The following is a 14,717-nucleotide window of genomic DNA, read 5'->3' on the forward strand; positions in this document are numbered from 1 at the left end:
TAGCCCCCGCCACCGGAACCGCGCACGAGGCCGTCAGGCCGGGGCGAGCGGCGGCTGCCGGTCGGCCCACGGCCGGGCCTGTTCCAATTGCGCTGCGAGCGCGAGCAACAGGCCTTCCCCACCGAGCGGCGCGACGAACTGCACCCCGAGCGGTAGACCGTCGGGCGTCATGTACAGCGGCACCGAGATCGCCGGGCGCCCGGTGATGTTCGCCAGCTGCGTGTAGGGGGTCCGACCCAGGTTGTCGTCGACGATCGAGTCCAGGAGACCACCGAGCCGCGCGAGACGGCCGAGCCGGCCCGCGACGATCAGCCGGCTCAGAATCCGGACCATCGGCGGGGTGGTCAGTTCGCCGATGCGGATCGGCGGCGACGCCAGCGTCGGTGTGAGGAGCAGGTCGTAGCGCTCGTGGAAGGCCACGAGCTGCTGCGTGTAACCGTTCCACCGCTGAAGGGCCGCAAGGTAATCCGGTGCCGACACCGACCGGCCGACGGCCGCGAGGACACGGGTGTCGAGTTCGAATCCGTCCGGGCCGCAATTGGTCCGGCGACGAGCATCGTCGACATCCTGCGCGAGCGAGGCGAACCACATCGTCAGGAAGTCCGTCGCGAGGCGCCGCTCGTCGATACCGGTCTCGGCGGGTTCGACGTGGTGCCCGAGCTCGTCGAGCAGCGCGATCGCGTCGTCGACGGCCGCGACCGCTTCCCGGTCGACGGGAGTGCCGAGCGGCGAGGCGGTCGCGTAGCCGATGCGCAGTTGCCGCGGTGGGCGGCTCGCGATCGCCGCATACGACTCCTCGGCGCGGGCACCGAGGTACGGACCGGTCGGGTCGGGGCCGGCGACGACGTCGAGCATCCCCGCCGCGTCCCGGACCGTGCGAGTGACGACCCCGTTGGACACCGCGCCGTGCAGCAACTCGCCGACGGCCGGGCCGCTGGGCACTACACCGCGCCCCGGTTTGAGCCCGACGAGTCCGCAGCAGGCGGCGGGGATCCGGATGGACCCGCCGCCGTCGTTCGCGCCGGCGGCGGGCACCACCCCCGCCGCGACCGCGGCGGCCGAACCACCCGACGATCCGCCGGGCGTGTGCTCCGGGTTCCACGGATTGCGCGTCGGCCCGTTCGCCTCCGGTTCGGTGATGTTCTTCGCCCCGAACTCCGGGGTGTTCGTCTTCCCGAACACGACCAGCCCCGCGTCGATCCAGCGGTCGACGACGAGCGCGTTGCGCGCGGCCGGCAGCGCGGCGAGGGCACGACTACCGCTTCCGGTCGGTGTGCCCACCACGTCCTGTGCGAGGTCCTTCACCAGGAACGGAACCCCGGCGAACGGCCCGGTGAGCCGGCCCTTGGCGCGGGTTCGGGCCCGCTCGTCGAGCCGGTACACCACCGTGTTCAGGACCGGTTCGACCGCGTCCAGGCGCGCGATCGCCGTCTCGAGCAGCTCCTCGGGGCCGACCTGACCGGTGGCGACGAGTTCGGCCAACCCCACCGCGTCGTAACGGCGGTAGTCGCAGTAGTCCATCCCGCAGCTCCCCTCACCCTCGTCGACCATCCCTCGTCGACGACGGATACCGGATCAGGCTCCGGCGTCCGCGCCTTCCGGCAGGTCGCCCGCCTTCTTGCGGGCGATGTCCTCGAGCGCCGCGATGTATTCGGCGCGCTGCGCAGCGCCGGCCTCCCAGTCGGCCTTCCGGTTCTTCACGGCCTTGGCCGGGGATCCGACGGCGATGCTGTAGTCCGGGATGTCGCCCTTGACCACGGCGTGCGCACCGAGCACGCAGCCGCGGCCGACGCGGGTACCGCGCAGCACGGTGACCTTCGCGGCGATCCAGGTGTCGGGCCCGATCCGCACCGGGCTTTTGACGATGCCCTGATCCTTGATCGGGTAGGTGACGTCCTCGGTGCGGTGGTCGAAGTCGCAGATGTAGCACCAGTCCGCGACGAGGGTCGACGCACCGATCTCGATGTCGAGGTAGGTGTTGACGACGTTGTCCTTGCCGAAGACGACCTTGTCGCCGATGCGCAGCGACCCCTCGTGACAGCGGATGGCGTTGCCGTCACCGATGTGCACCCATCTGCCGATCTCGAGCCGCGACAGTTCCGGCGTCGAGTGGATCTCGACGTTCTTGCCGAGGAAGACCATGCCGCGCAGGATCACGTGCGGGTTCGCAAGCTTGAACTTCGCGAGTCGGTAGTACCGCACCAGGTACCAGGGTGTGTAGGCCTTGTTGGCCAGCACCCACCGCAGCGAGTCGACGGTCAGGAATTTCGCCTGGTCGGCGTCCCGGCGACGTGAACCACGCCACCTCGTGCGCAACGGTGCGCCCCACATGCTCGTCATAGCATGCCAGCCTACGGTCAGCCTGGTGCGGAAAGCACGGGGCCCGGCCCGATAGGCTGACCGACCGTATCCTTCGGGCCTGAGGAGAGATGTGTGATGCGGGGTGTCCTGCGGACTGCAGTGCTGACGACGACGGCAGCACTCGCGTTGAGCGGATGCGGAAGCGGGGACGAACCCATCGACATCCTCTCCGAAGGAGCGTGGCCGGGCCGCTATTCCGACGCCCGCAACAGCAGCACCGCGGTCGCGGACGGACTCTCGGACGTGTCGGTCGCCTGGACCCGATCGGTCGGCGGCGCGGTCGGATCACCGCCGTCGATCGCCGCCAACGGGCAGATCTTCGTCAGCGCATCCACCGACGCCGGCTGCAATCTGTTCGCGTTCCAGATCGACACCGGCCGCAAACGCTGGTGTACGCGTCTCGCGCCGGGCGTGGGCGTGGTCACGCCGGTCGCCGACACCGTCGCCAACGTCTATGTCGGCGAGGAGGGCGGTCTGTACTCGTTCAACGAGCACGGGCAGCGCCGCTGGCGTATCCCGGTGAGCGGCACACCGCGCAGCGCACAGTTCACCGGTGACGGAAACCTCTTGGTGGTCACGCACTTCGGTCAGGTCAACGTCGTCGATACGCAGACGGGCAGGCTCGTTGCCCCGATCTACGACATGGTGCCGATCCCGGGTGTGCAGGACGGCACGAACGTGCCCCGGCAGGCCCCCGACCACGGACTGGCCGCGTGCTTCGGCGGCTCCCCTGACTGCCCGGTCGCGACGACGCCCGCGGTGGACGTGGCGACGGACCGCATCTTCGCCACCCTGTGGCGCCCGGGGACGGACCAGGCGGCACTGGTCGCGTTGCGCTACACCGGCGGTGACGACGCGCGCATCGCCGAGGAGTGGTCGCTCGCGGACCTTCCGGGCGGGGCGGTGACGAGCCCGGTGCTCTCCGCGGACGGCGCGACGGTGTACGTGCACGACGGCGACGGCACCCTCTGGGCGATCGACGCCGCGACGGGCTCGCCGCGCTGGAGCCACGATCCGGGTTTCGTCACCTCGACGGGACCGGCGGTGACGGCCGACGGGACGATCCTGCTCGCCGGGGGCGGCGCGGACGGTCCGCTCGTGGCGTTGCGCGACGCCGGGGATCACCCCGAATCCCTGTGGGAACGCGACGACGTGCGTCAACTCGGCGCACCGGCCGTCGCCGCGGACGGAGTGGGGTACACGGTGGTGCGGGTTCCGGACGGCCTCGCCGCGCTGGTCTTCGACACCTCCGACGGCAGCACTCTGGATCAGGAATCCCTGCCGGGGGCATCAGGTTTCGCGGTCGGCACCGCGATCGGACCGGACGGCGAACTGCTGGCGACCACGCTGCTCGGGGATCTCTACACGCTGCGCTGAGAGTGCCGAACGGCCACACCACCGGGGCGTAGGCACCGGTGGTGTGGCCGTAGGCCGGTCATCTCAGGAGGCGAGGACCGTCAACTCGATCCCGCTGCCCCGCCGGATCGTGTTGTAGATCGGGCAGGTCGCGACGAACCGCTCGCGCAGGACGTCCGCCGCAGCCTGATCCACCCCGGTCGTGGTGATCGTGACCCGGGTGAAGTCGTACCGGGTCGGATCCTCGCTGCCGCGGGCGTGCGAGGCCTCGACCCGGATCCCGGCGAGCGGCAGCTCCAGTTCCGTCGCGTTCGCCTCGAAGTTCGCCATCGCGCACGATGCGAGCGCCGACAGGAGCAGCTCCCCGGCCTGGATGGACTCACCGGGACCGAATCGCGAGTCGGTCACCAGATGATTGGCGCGGGCGTCGATCACGAACCGGCCGGGTACCCCGGCGATGGTGTGCCCCGAGACGGCCGCGATGTTCGACGCGGGCGCGGTGCCGGCGCTCATCGGGCGGCGCTCGCGGGCTTGGGGATCCGGTTCTCCCATTCACGCGCAGCGGGACGCTCGAGTCCGAGGTTCTCGCGCAGGGTGGATCCCTCGTATTCGGTTCGGAACAGGCCGCGCTTCTGCAGCTCGGGGACGACCTGCCGGGTGAAGTCCTCGAATCCCCCGGGCTGGTAGGGAGCCTGCACCATGAAGCCGTCGCACGCGCCTCCGGTGAACCACTCCTCCAGGCCGTCGGCGACTTCCGTTGCGGTACCGATGAATCCGCCTTCGACGCGGCCACCGTACTGCTTGCCGAGCTCACGCAGCGTGAGGCCCTCGCGTTCGGTGATCTCGCGGACCTCGCGGTAGTGGCCCTCGACGCCGGGAACCTCGACGTCGGGCAGCCGCTCGTCGAGGGGGAACGTCGACAGGTCCACGTCCAGGTGGTAGGCGAGGGTCGAGAGTCCGCCCAGCGGCGGCACCAGTTCGAACAGCTCCTCGAAGGTCTGCTGCGCGATCGCGCTGGTGGCACCGATGACCGGGGCGATCGACGGCAGGATCTTCACCTGACGGGGGTCGCGGCCGTGCGCGGCGGCCCGCTCCTTGATCTCGCGGTAGAAGTCCTGCGCCGACTCGAGCGACGCGTGGCTGCAGAAGATGACGTCGGACCAGCGGGCGGCGAAGTCCTTGCCCTTGGCGGAGGCGCCGGCCTGGATCACCACCGGGTATCCCTGCGGCGGCCGCGGCACGTTGAGCGGTCCCTGAACGGTGAACCACTCCCCCTTGTGGCCGATCGCGTGCACCTTCTCGGGGTCGGCGAACAACGGCGCCTCGGTGTCCAGGACCAGCGCGTCGTCCTCCCAGCTGTCCCAGAGCTTCGCCGCCACCTCGAGGAACTCGTCGGCGCGTTCGTAGCGCTTCTCGCGGGGGAACTGCTCGTCGAGGTTGAAATTGCGCGCCTCGGACTCCTGGAACGAGGTCACCACGTTCCAGGCAGCGCGGCCGGCGGTGAGGTGGTCCAGGCTCGCGAACGAGCGGGCCACGGTGAACGGCTGCGCGTACGTGGTGGACACCGTCGCGGCGAGACCGAGGTGCCGGGTCACGGCACCCATCGACGACAGCACGTGCAGCGGGTCGAGACGCAACGAGCCGAGCGCGCCGTTGCGCAACTGGGTGTCGGTGCTCGACCCGAACCGGTCGGGCACCGAGAGGATGTCGGCGAAGAACGCGAGGTCGAACCTGCCGTCCTCGAGGGTGCGGGCGATGTTCTGGTAGTACTCCGCGGACAACCACCCGGGGACCGAGGCCGGGTAGCGCCAGCCACCGGGGCGGCCGGGGCCGGCGGTGATGAACGCGGCGAGATGCATCTGGGAGTCGGACATGACGGTGCTGATACCTACTTCGAGAGTTACTGGACGTTCGAGAGTTCTTTGTCGATGACGGACTTGATCGAGTCGAACCGCGAATCCTGCAGCCACGACGTGACATCGACCTGCTCGGGGTAGATGCCGAGCCGGTGGAAGTTGTCGGCGAGATCCTGGGTGCCGGCGATCGCGTCGGCACCGACCGAGGTGAACTGTCCCGCACCGGAGTACGAGAGCCGCTTCGTCTCGACGAGGTCGCGGTACACCTCGGCTTCCATCGCGTTGCCGCCGAAGCCGCCGAGCCGGGTGAACTCGTCGACGGCCGCGGCGGGGTTGGCCTCGATCCAGCGCTGTGCGTCGCGGACGTTGCGCACCAGCTTCGCCGCGACCTCGGGGTGGCTGTTCGCGAAGGATTCACTCGCGACGAAGAACGCGTAGTCGTAGGTCTTCACGTCGGGCAGGGTCGCGGCGTTGTGCTTGCGCTTGGCGAGTTCGGCCATCGGCTGCCACGTGATCCAGGCGTCCACCTTGCCCTGCGCGAACGCGGCCTCGGCGTCCGCGGCGGTGAGGTTGACGTACTCGATGTCGTCGAGCGTCAGGCCCGCGGTCTCGAGGTACTTGACCAGGCTGTACGTGCCGGTCGTGCCGCGGTGGTCGGCGACCTTGCGGCCCTTCAGATCTGCGGCGGACCGGATGGTGGAGCCCTGCGGGACCAGGACGTCCACCTCGTTGCTCGGCAGCGGGTACGCCACCAGCGGGACGATGGGAACGCCACCGCCGATCGCGTAGATGACGGCGGTCGCGGTGGCGAAGGAGAAGTCGACGCTGCCGGACTTGATCGCCTCCATCACCGGCAGGGACGCCGGGAATCCGGTGGGCCATTCCACCGGCACGCCGAGGTCGGCGGCGACGTCGAACCCACCGAGGCTGTTGCGCAGCACGGTGCCCGGTTCGGCGTTGCCGTCGCCGATCAGCGCGTACCGGACCTGGGTGAGCGGGCCGTCTTCGTCTGCTGCGGCGTCGGTGCTGCACCCGGCGAGGGACAGGGCGGTCAGGCCGAGGACACCGGCGCCGGTGGCCTTGAGGAAGCCGCGTCGGCTCAGCGACGAAGAGGTCAGGGGTGACATAGCGGGGGTGAAACCTTCCTACGGGTGGAGCGGGTGGATCGGAGGGGCAGTGTCAGGAATGGAGGGCGCGGTCGGCCTCGAGGAGCCCGTCGAGGAACTCCTCCTTCCAGGCCGCGAGGCGGGCGTCACCGCGGTGCCGGGGGCGGGCCTGGTCGATCCGGAGTTCACGGGTGATCCCGGATTCGGTGAGCAGCAGCACCCGGTCGGAGAGGATCAACGCTTCCTCGACGTCGTGGGTGACGAGCAGGACGGTGCGGGGCCGCTCGGCGAGCATCCGTTCGAGCAGTTGCTGCATCGTGACCCGGGTGATCGCGTCGAGCGCGCCGAACGGTTCGTCGAGGAGCAGCACGTCGGGGTGGTGCAGCAGGGCGCGGGCGAGCGCGACGCGCTGCCGCTGGCCGCCGGACAGTTCGGAGGGCCAGGCGTTCTCCCGACCGGCGAGTCCGACCTCGCGGAGCAGCGCGGCCGCTTCGTCGCGTCGTCCCTTGGTGCCGAGCTGGACGTTGTCGAGGACGTTGCGCCAGGGCAGGAGCCGGTCCTCCTGGAACATCATGCGCGAGACGACGGGCCGGTCGACGGTCGGCTCGACGCGGCCCTCGGTCGGCTGCTCGAGCCCGGCGAGGATCCGGAGCAGGGTGGACTTGCCCACGCCGCTCGGTCCGAGGAACGTCACGAACTCGCCCGGCGCGATCGACAGGTCGATGTTGTTCAGGATGCGCTTGTCCTGGTAGCGGTGTCCGACGCCGAGCAGGTCGAGTCCGACGAGGTCGTCACGGGACATCAGCGAGTTCCCTTCCGGTAGTTGGGGTTCCAGCGGAGGACTCGCGCCTCGACCAGCCGGATGAGCTGATCGGCCAGGAGGCCGGCGAGCGCGTAGAGCACGATCGCGAGGACGATCCGGTCGTTGCGGAGCAGGTCGCGGCCGTTCTGGGCGAGGAAGCCGATGCCCTCGCTGGTCGCGATGGTTTCGGCGATCACGAGCGTCAGCCAGGCCACGCCGAGCGCGTAGCGGATGCCGGTCAGGATCATCGGCATCGCGCCGGGCACGATGACCTGCCGGATCAGCTCGCCGCGCCCGAGCCCGTACGAGCGGCCGAGCTGCACGAGCTTCGGATCGACGGTGCGGATACCCGCGACGGTGTTGAGGTAGACGGGGAAGATGACGCCGAGGGTCACGAGCAGGACCTTCGGCAGCTCGCCGATGCCGAACGCCGCGATGAGCAGCGGGACGAGGGCGAGATGCGGCAGCGCACGCAGCATCTGCAGGGTCCGGTCGACGAGTCCTTCGGCGATGCGCGAGAGGCCGACGGCGAAGCCGAGGACGAGACCGATCCCGGCGCCGATGGTGAAGCCGATGACGATGCGTCGCACACTCACCAGCAAGTGGGTCTGCAGTTCTCCCGCGGCCCAGAGGTTCCGGGCGGTGTCGAGCACCTTGCTCGGGGGCGGCAGGATCGACGCGGAGATCAGTCCGGTGGACGAGGCCCACTGCCAGCCGAGCAGCACGAGGGCCGGAACGACCCACGGCAGCAGCGCGGTCGCCCGCGGCGTCCGGATGACGCGGCGGGTGCGCGGCGGCTCGGCGGTGGGCGCAGGGGTAGCCGGTGCTGCGGAGACCGTGAGATCAGACATCGCCGGTCGCCGTCGGTGTGGGGGTGGTCGTGTTCATCGTTCTCCTCGCGGACAGCAGTGCGAGGAGCACTATAAATACAAACGACAACAAACGACGACAACTGTATACACATGGATTCAAACCCTTCCCATCCGCGCGCTGCCCTGGTATGGGTTGGTTCGTCCACTTTTCTGCGCGTCTCGAGGAGGGAACCGACCGTTGGACGTCGACAGATCGCCGTACGCACAACTGCGCGAACGCATTACGAACGGCGAATATGCGCCCGGCTCCATGCTGGTGCCGGCCGGCGTCGGCGCGGAGATGGGGCTGTCGCGGACACCCGTGCGGGAAGCGTTGCAGCGGCTCGAGTTCGACGGTCTGGTGATCAAGGTCACCCGCGGCTACATGGTGCGTGAGCGCACCGAGGAGGAGGTACTCGCGATCTGTGACGCCCGGATCGCGCTGGAATCCGCTGCCGCGTTCGCCGCGGCGACCAGACGATCCGAGATCGATCTGGCCCGGCTGACGAGCCTGTTCGAGCGCGCCGTCGCGGCACCGGATCCGAAGAGCGCACTCCGCCTGCACAACGACTGGCACGCCGCGCTGCGCTCCGCCGCCCACAACCCGACCATCGCCGAGCTGATGGAACGCCTGGACGCGCAACTGGCCGTCTACGACGCCGAGGCGTCCGCGGCTCCCGACAATCTCGACGCGATCGAGACGGAGCACCGCCACATCCTCGACGCGATCGTCGCGGGGGACGGCGAGCGGGCGCGCGCCCTGATGACCGCCCACCAGGAGCGCACCCGCGATATCCGCATTTCTGCCATGGCGGCGCGCTAGCCGGGAATCCCACCGACGGGCGCACGGACCGTGCGACGCTGATCCCCATGACAAGGGCGCTACCGAAGAACGCAGTGCCGAAGAACATGGTCTTCATTCCGGGAGGCACGTTCTGGATGGGCTCGGAGGACTTCTATCCCGAGGAACGACCGGTCCACCAGGTAACGGTCGGCGGGTTCTGGATGGACGAGCACCCGGTGACGGTCGCCGAGTTCCGCCGCTTCGTGAAAGCGACCGGATATGTCACGACCGCGGAGGTCGCGCCCGACCCGGACCGGTACCCCGGGGCGGACCCGGCACTGCTCGTTCCCGGGTCACTGGTGTTCACCCCGCCCCGGGGCCCTGTTCCCCTCGACGACTACACCCGCTGGTGGTCCTTCACACCCGGCGCCGACTGGCGTCACCCCGAGGGTCCCGACAGCAATGTCGGAGGCAGGGAACGGCATCCGGTCACGCACGTGTCGTGGTTCGACGCCAGGGCGTACGCCGAGTGGGCCGGCAAGGAACTGCCGACCGAGGCGGAGTGGGAGTTCGCCGCGCGCGGCGGCCTCGATCGCAAGATCTTCGTGTGGGGTGACGAGCACGAGCCGGGCGGCCGCCCCGGCGGGAACGTCTGGCAGGGCGAGTTCCCGTGGCAGAACCTCCTCGAGGACGAGTTCGCCGGAACCTCCCCCGTCGGGCATTTCCGGCCCAACGGGTATGGGCTCGACGACATGGCCGGCAACGTGTGGGAGTGGACGAGCGACCACTTCTCCCCCGACCACTCGGCGAGCGGCAAGAACGTCGCCCCGGCGTCGTCGTGCTGCATTCCGGCGAATCCCCGCGTCGACGCTGCTGTGGTCCACGACCCGAACGAACCGTATGCGCGCCGCGTGATCAAGGGCGGCTCGCACCTGTGCGCGCCGAACTACTGTCTTCGCTACCGCCCCGCTGCCCGGCAGGGTGAAACCGAGGAGACGTCGACCTGCCACATCGGCTTCCGGTGCATCCTCCGGCCGTGACTTCCATCTCGTAAACCCGTCTCCGCGACGACGAACCGGTGCTGTACTGGAACGGGTGGGCGGAGAAGGGGGCACACGGTCATGGGCAAGGAACTCCGGGCAGCACCGATACCCGGCGGGGATACCCTGCCGTTTCCCCCGACGCCGTCGGGGAGTATCGCGGGCCGCACCATGCAGGAATCGGTGTACAGCCCACACCCGAAGCAGCGCCGGCTGCCCGCCGACGCCCCGAACATCCTCGTCGTGCTGATCGACGACGCCGGTCCGGGTCTGCCGACAGGGTTCGGCGGCGAGGTGAACACCCCAACCCTCGACCGCATGCTCGACGAGGGCATCGGCTACAACCGCTTCCACACCACCGCGATGTGTTCGCCGACCCGCGCGTCGCTGCTCACCGGCCGCAACCACCATCGCGTCGGCAACGGGCAGATCGCCGAGCTGGCCAACGACTGGGACGGGTATTCCGGCCACATCCCGAAGTCGAGTGCGACGGGAGCGGAGGTCCTGCGGCACTACGGGTACACCACCGCGGCGTTCGGCAAGTGGCACAACACCCCGGCCGAGGAGACCACGGCCGCCGGGCCCTACGACAACTGGCCCACCGGCGTCGGTTTCGACTACTTCTACGGCTTCCTCGCCGGTGAGGCATCGCAGTACGAGCCGAACCTCGTCCGCAACACCACCGTCGTCCTGCCACCGAAGACCCCCGAGCAGGGCTACCACCTCAGCGAGGACCTCGCGGACGACGCCATCGGCTGGTTGCGCCGCCACAAGGCGCTCGACGCCGACCGGCCCTTCTTCATGTACTGGGCCAGCGGCTGCCTGCACGGCCCGCACCACATCATGAAGGACTGGGCAGACCGGTATTCGGGCAAGTTCGACGACGGCTGGGACGCCTACCGCGAGCGCGTGTTCGCCCGGGCCAAGGAGAAGGGCTGGATCCCACCGGAGGCCGAACTCACCGACCGCGATCCCACCATGGCGGCGTGGGACGACATCCCCGAGGAGGAGAAGCCGTTCCAGCGTCGCCTCATGGAGGTGGCGGCCGGGTACGCCGAGCACTGTGATGTGCAGGTCGGGCGGTTGTTCGACGAGCTGGACCGGCTCGGCTACCGCGACAACACCCTGGTCCTCTACATCTGGGGCGACAACGGCTCGTCCGGGGAGGGCCAGGAAGGGACCATCAGCGAACTGCTGGCGCAGAACGGGATTCCGACGACCCCGGCGCAGCACATCGCCGCCCTCGAGGAACTCGGCGGACTCGACGTCCTCGGCTCTCCGAAGACCGACAACATGTACCACGCGGGATGGGCGTGGGCGGGCAGCACGCCCTACAAGGGCATGAAACTCCTCGCGTCGCATCTCGGGGGAACCCGCAATCCGATGGTGGCGCGGTGGCCCGCGAAGATCACCCCCGATCGGACCCCGCGAACCCAGTTCCTGCACTGCAACGATCTGGTGCCGACCTTCTACGACCTGCTCGGAATCACCCCGCCCCGCTCCGTGAACGGGATTCCGCAGGACCCCATCGACGGTGCCAGCTTCGCGGAGACCTTCGTCGACCGGGACGCGAAGGCGGGCAAGATCACCCAGTACTTCGAGATCATGGGCAGCCGCGCGATCTACCACGACGGCTGGATGGCGTCCGCGTTCGGACCCCGGGCACCGTGGCTGCAGGGCATGCCCGGCGGGATCCGCGACTGGAACCCCGACGACGACACCTGGGAGCTCTACAATCTCGACGAGGACTGGACCCAGAACCGCAATCTCGCCGAGCAGTATCCCGAGAAGCTGGCCCAGCTGCGGGAGTTGTTCGCGATCGAGGCGGCCAAGAACAACGCCCTGCCGATCGGCGGGGGGCTCTGGGTGGTGGCACTTCACCCCGAGCAGCGGATCACCACGCCGTACACCAGCTGGGAGTTCACCGGCGACGTCACCCGTATGCCCGAATTCTGTGCTCCCGCACTGGGAAACAGGAACAACCGCGTTGCCGTCGATCTGACCGTCCCCGAGCGGGCCGGCGGTGTCCTCTACGCTCTCGGCGGCAACGGCGGCGGGCTGACCTGTTTCATGGACGACGGCTACCTCTGCTACGAGTACAACCTGTTCATCCTGATGCGCACCAAGATGCGCTCGGCGGAGCCGATTCCGCCCGGCGAGCACAAACTCGAAGTGTTCACCGAGTACGCCGAGACCCGCCCCGGCGGCCCGCTGAACGTCCGGATGTGTGTCGACGGGCAGAAGGTCGGCGAGACGACCGTGCCGATCAGCGCGCCGTTGCTGTTCACGGCGAACGACTGTCTCGACATCGGTACCTGCCTCGGGTCACCGGTGTCGCTCGACTACTACGATCGCGCGCCGTTCCCGTTCGACGGAACCATCGAGAAGGTCGTCGTCGACTACATCTAGACCGATGCCTCGCACACGAAAGCCTCTGCGGTGCGCCCGATCCGGGTCAGCACCACCGACAACGACCGCGTACCCCGGAGTTTGAGACGTGGCCGCAGCACCGCGGGGTCGACGTCGACTCCGCGGACGAGGATCTCGGCGACCCCGCAGTCGTGCTGCGCGAGCGCCTGTTTCAAAGCCTTCTCGGTGTACTTGAACCGGTCGAGGATGCGGAAGCCGCGCACGCCCTCGGGCAGGGTGTCGCCGGTGAGATAGGCGATGCGCGGATCCAGTTGCCACAGACCGTGATACGCCGCCCAGTGCCGGACCAGGCCGGCCCGCACGATCGCGCCGTCGGGATCGACGATCCACTGCCCCGGAGGACGGTCGTCGATGTCGTCGGGCATCGCGTCGGTGACCTCGAATCCCGTTCCATCCGAACGCAACACGCTTGCCCGGCGTCGGACACCGGGGCTCGACAGGCCCGGCGAGTACAGGCACGCCTCGCGGACACCGCCGTCGAGCGAGACGACCTCGACCTCCCCCGCCCAGTCGAGCGCGTCGAAATCCAGGCCCGGCGCGCACTTCACCGCGAGATCGCGTCCGGCATAGACGTCGAGCAGGTCCGGCAGCGGTGGTTGCAGCGCCGCCGGATCGTGCGTGCGCCGGCCGCCGGCGCGGCGTGCGGGATCGGCGATCACGGTGGTCCCGCGGGTGACGGGCCGCAGCGCGTCGGCCCGGATCAGCGATGTGCCCGGCACGTTGTGCGCGGCCATCGCCAACCGCACCGGGTCCAGATCGCTGCCGATCACGAGGTCGGCGACACCCACGAGCGCCGCCAGTTCCGCGCCGATCGAACATGTCACGTCGTGCACGCGCCGCCCGGCCAGGCGCCGCGCCCGATGCGTGGCGACCACGGCGGGGGTGGCCTGCTGCACCGCGTCGTCGGTGAGCAGCCATCCCCCGGCCTCCGGCAGTTTCGCGACAGCCTTGCGGCGCGCCAGCACGGTCTCGACGAGCAGGCCGGCACGGTCGCCGAAACGCGTACGCACCCAGCCGATGTCGGCCAGGCGTGTACGCGCGGACAGTTCCCGGCCGTCCACCTCGGTCAAGGCGGACGCCGCCTCGTCCGACGCCAGATAGGCGACGTCGGCGAGGGTGAACTCGTATCCCAACTACTTGCCGGGCTTCACACCGGTGATCATGACGTTGTAGAAGAAGCTGCGCGGCACGACGTGCTTGAGCACCTTCTCGTCGACCCAGCTCAGCGTCTTCCAGCCACCGAACGCGAACTTCGCCCAGCCCCAGCCGAGCTTCTCCTCCGGCACGGCGGCCTCGAAGGTGCGCACGGGCCAGCCGAGCAACGCCGCGGCGAACTCCTCGCTCGACGCCTTCACCTCGACGGCACCGGCCGAGGTCGCGATCTTCTCGAGATCGGACGGATCGAAGGTGTGCAGGTCGACGACGGCTTCGAGGGCCGCGGCCCGGGAGGACTCGTCGAGTTCGGTCTGCGGACGGCGCCAGTCGCTCAGGAACGGCAGCTTGGTGATGTTGGTGGTCGCCTCCCAGGTGATGCGACCGAGCCACCGCGCGTAGAAGTTGCCGATCGTGCTGGGCTCACCGGCGAAGACGAACCGGCCGCCGGGCTTGAGAACGCGCAGGACCTCGCGCAGCGACTGCTCGACATCCGGGATGTGGTGCAGCACGGCGTGACCCACGACGAGGTCGAAGGTGTCGTCCTCGTACGGGATGGTCTCGGCGTCGGCGACCCGGCCGTCGACGTCGAGTCCGAGATTCGCGGCGTTGCGCAGGGCGACCTTGACCATGCCGGGCGACAGGTCCGTCACCGAACCGGACTTCGCGACGCCCGCCTGCATGAGGTTGAGCAGGAAGAAACCGGTGCCGCAGCCGAGTTCGAGCGCCTTCCCGTACGGAAGGGGCTGCTCACCCGCCGCCGCGTCGAAGCGGCCCTTGGCGTAGTCGATGCAACGTTCGTCGTAGGAGATTGACCACTTCTCGTCGTACGTCTCGGCTTCCCAGTCGTGGTAGAGCACCTGGGCGAGTTTGGTGTCCTCGAGCGCAGCGGCGACCTCTTCGGCGGTGGCGTGCGGGTTGGGCGCGGGATCGGTCCCGTCGGTCCTGCTTGCAGTCATAGGTGTGATCCTACCCATCG

The 14,717-nt window shown here is 69.2% G+C and carries 13 protein-coding genes; 4 read left to right on the plus strand and 9 right to left on the minus strand.

Features of this window, described 5'->3' with window-relative positions; translation table 11 throughout:
- Positions 1–33: 33 nt before the first annotated feature.
- Together M1M07_RS03895 and M1M07_RS03900 are read right to left on the minus strand one after the other, a co-directional pair.
- Complete coding sequence (locus M1M07_RS03895) at positions 34–1,521, minus strand: amidase (protein ID WP_248673343.1); 1,488 nt, start codon at positions 1,519–1,521, stop codon at positions 34–36.
- Between the two features lie 54 nt (positions 1,522–1,575).
- Positions 1,576–2,340 (minus strand): acyltransferase, encoded by a 765-nt coding sequence (locus M1M07_RS03900; RefSeq protein ID WP_197251313.1) that lies wholly within the window; start codon positions 2,338–2,340, stop codon positions 1,576–1,578.
- Between the two features lie 96 nt (positions 2,341–2,436).
- Here M1M07_RS03900 and M1M07_RS03905 point away from each other — a divergent pair, with 96 nt between their 5' ends.
- The gene (locus M1M07_RS03905) at positions 2,437–3,738 is read left to right on the plus strand and encodes a PQQ-binding-like beta-propeller repeat protein (protein WP_248673376.1); all 1,302 of its coding nucleotides are present in this window, start codon (positions 2,437–2,439) and stop codon (positions 3,736–3,738) included.
- A 63-nt stretch (positions 3,739–3,801) separates the two neighbouring features.
- Here the strand turns inward: M1M07_RS03905 and M1M07_RS03910 are convergent, their stop codons facing one another.
- From M1M07_RS03910 to M1M07_RS03930, 5 genes are read right to left on the minus strand one after another with little or no spacing between them, the layout of a single operon-like run.
- Positions 3,802–4,230 carry an OsmC family protein gene (locus M1M07_RS03910; RefSeq protein WP_248673344.1) on the minus strand — a complete coding sequence of 143 codons (429 nt, stop codon included), beginning with the start codon at positions 4,228–4,230 and terminating at the stop codon, positions 3,802–3,804.
- Positions 4,227–5,591: an LLM class flavin-dependent oxidoreductase gene (locus M1M07_RS03915; RefSeq protein ID WP_248673345.1), complete on the minus strand. Its 1,365-nt coding sequence runs from the start codon at positions 5,589–5,591 to the stop codon at positions 4,227–4,229. The genes M1M07_RS03910 and M1M07_RS03915 overlap by 4 nt, the downstream gene beginning before the upstream one ends.
- 26 nt (positions 5,592–5,617) lie before the next feature.
- A complete protein-coding gene (locus M1M07_RS03920) occupies positions 5,618–6,700 on the minus strand; it encodes an NrtA/SsuA/CpmA family ABC transporter substrate-binding protein (protein WP_248673346.1) in 1,083 nt (360 codons plus the stop codon).
- Between the two features lie 52 nt (positions 6,701–6,752).
- Positions 6,753–7,481 carry an ABC transporter ATP-binding protein gene (locus M1M07_RS03925; protein WP_197251317.1) on the minus strand — a complete coding sequence of 243 codons (729 nt, stop codon included), beginning with the start codon at positions 7,479–7,481 and terminating at the stop codon, positions 6,753–6,755.
- The gene (locus M1M07_RS03930) at positions 7,481–8,332 is read right to left on the minus strand and encodes an ABC transporter permease subunit (RefSeq protein ID WP_197251318.1); all 852 of its coding nucleotides are present in this window, start codon (positions 8,330–8,332) and stop codon (positions 7,481–7,483) included. Before M1M07_RS03930 ends, M1M07_RS03925 begins: the two co-directional genes overlap by 1 nt.
- 199 nt (positions 8,333–8,531) lie before the next feature.
- On the opposite strand from M1M07_RS03930, the gene M1M07_RS03935 reads away from it, so the two are divergent.
- The 3 genes from M1M07_RS03935 to M1M07_RS03945 all read left to right on the plus strand — a co-directional run bounded on the left by M1M07_RS03935 (position 8,532) and on the right by M1M07_RS03945 (position 12,565).
- Positions 8,532–9,155 (plus strand): GntR family transcriptional regulator, encoded by a 624-nt coding sequence (locus M1M07_RS03935; protein WP_248673347.1) that lies wholly within the window; start codon positions 8,532–8,534, stop codon positions 9,153–9,155.
- Positions 9,156–9,241: 86 nt separating this feature from the next.
- A complete protein-coding gene (locus M1M07_RS03940; RefSeq protein ID WP_248673377.1) occupies positions 9,242–10,156 on the plus strand; it encodes a formylglycine-generating enzyme family protein in 915 nt (304 codons plus the stop codon).
- A gap of 81 nt (positions 10,157–10,237) precedes the next feature.
- Positions 10,238–12,565, plus strand: a complete 2,328-nt coding sequence (locus M1M07_RS03945; RefSeq protein ID WP_197251320.1) for an arylsulfatase — start codon at positions 10,238–10,240, stop codon at positions 12,563–12,565.
- Here M1M07_RS03945 and M1M07_RS03950 read toward each other — a convergent pair.
- Positions 12,562–13,719 (minus strand): class I SAM-dependent methyltransferase, encoded by a 1,158-nt coding sequence (locus tag M1M07_RS03950; protein ID WP_197251321.1) that lies wholly within the window; start codon positions 13,717–13,719, stop codon positions 12,562–12,564. The genes M1M07_RS03945 and M1M07_RS03950 overlap by 4 nt on opposite strands.
- Positions 13,720–14,697 (minus strand): class I SAM-dependent methyltransferase, encoded by a 978-nt coding sequence (locus M1M07_RS03955; RefSeq protein ID WP_197251322.1) that lies wholly within the window; start codon positions 14,695–14,697, stop codon positions 13,720–13,722. It lies immediately after the preceding gene.
- Between the last annotated feature and the right edge of the window lie 20 nt (positions 14,698–14,717).

The sequence above is a fragment of the Rhodococcus sp. HM1 genome, assembly GCF_023218075.1.
Classification (GTDB): Bacteria; Actinomycetota; Actinomycetes; order Mycobacteriales; family Mycobacteriaceae; genus Rhodococcus.

Bases quoted from the DNA above. Each gene is read 5' to 3' on its own strand.
- M1M07_RS03895 (WP_248673343.1), bottom strand. From the start codon at position 1,521: ATGGACTACTGCGACTACCGCCGTTACGACGCGGTGGGGTTGGCCGAA.
- M1M07_RS03945 (WP_197251320.1), top strand. From the start codon at position 10,238: ATGGGCAAGGAACTCCGGGCAGCACCGATACCCGGCGGGGATACCCTG.
- M1M07_RS03910 (WP_248673344.1), bottom strand. From the start codon at position 4,230: ATGAGCGCCGGCACCGCGCCCGCGTCGAACATCGCGGCCGTCTCGGGG.
- M1M07_RS03900 (WP_197251313.1), bottom strand. From the start codon at position 2,340: ATGACGAGCATGTGGGGCGCACCGTTGCGCACGAGGTGGCGTGGTTCA.
- M1M07_RS03955 (WP_197251322.1), bottom strand. From the start codon at position 14,697: ATGACTGCAAGCAGGACCGACGGGACCGATCCCGCGCCCAACCCGCAC.
- M1M07_RS03915 (WP_248673345.1), bottom strand. From the start codon at position 5,591: ATGTCCGACTCCCAGATGCATCTCGCCGCGTTCATCACCGCCGGCCCC.
- M1M07_RS03905 (WP_248673376.1), top strand. From the start codon at position 2,437: ATGCGGGGTGTCCTGCGGACTGCAGTGCTGACGACGACGGCAGCACTC.
- M1M07_RS03940 (WP_248673377.1), top strand. From the start codon at position 9,242: ATGGTCTTCATTCCGGGAGGCACGTTCTGGATGGGCTCGGAGGACTTC.
- M1M07_RS03925 (WP_197251317.1), bottom strand. From the start codon at position 7,481: ATGTCCCGTGACGACCTCGTCGGACTCGACCTGCTCGGCGTCGGACAC.
- M1M07_RS03920 (WP_248673346.1), bottom strand. From the start codon at position 6,700: ATGTCACCCCTGACCTCTTCGTCGCTGAGCCGACGCGGCTTCCTCAAG.
- M1M07_RS03930 (WP_197251318.1), bottom strand. From the start codon at position 8,332: ATGTCTGATCTCACGGTCTCCGCAGCACCGGCTACCCCTGCGCCCACC.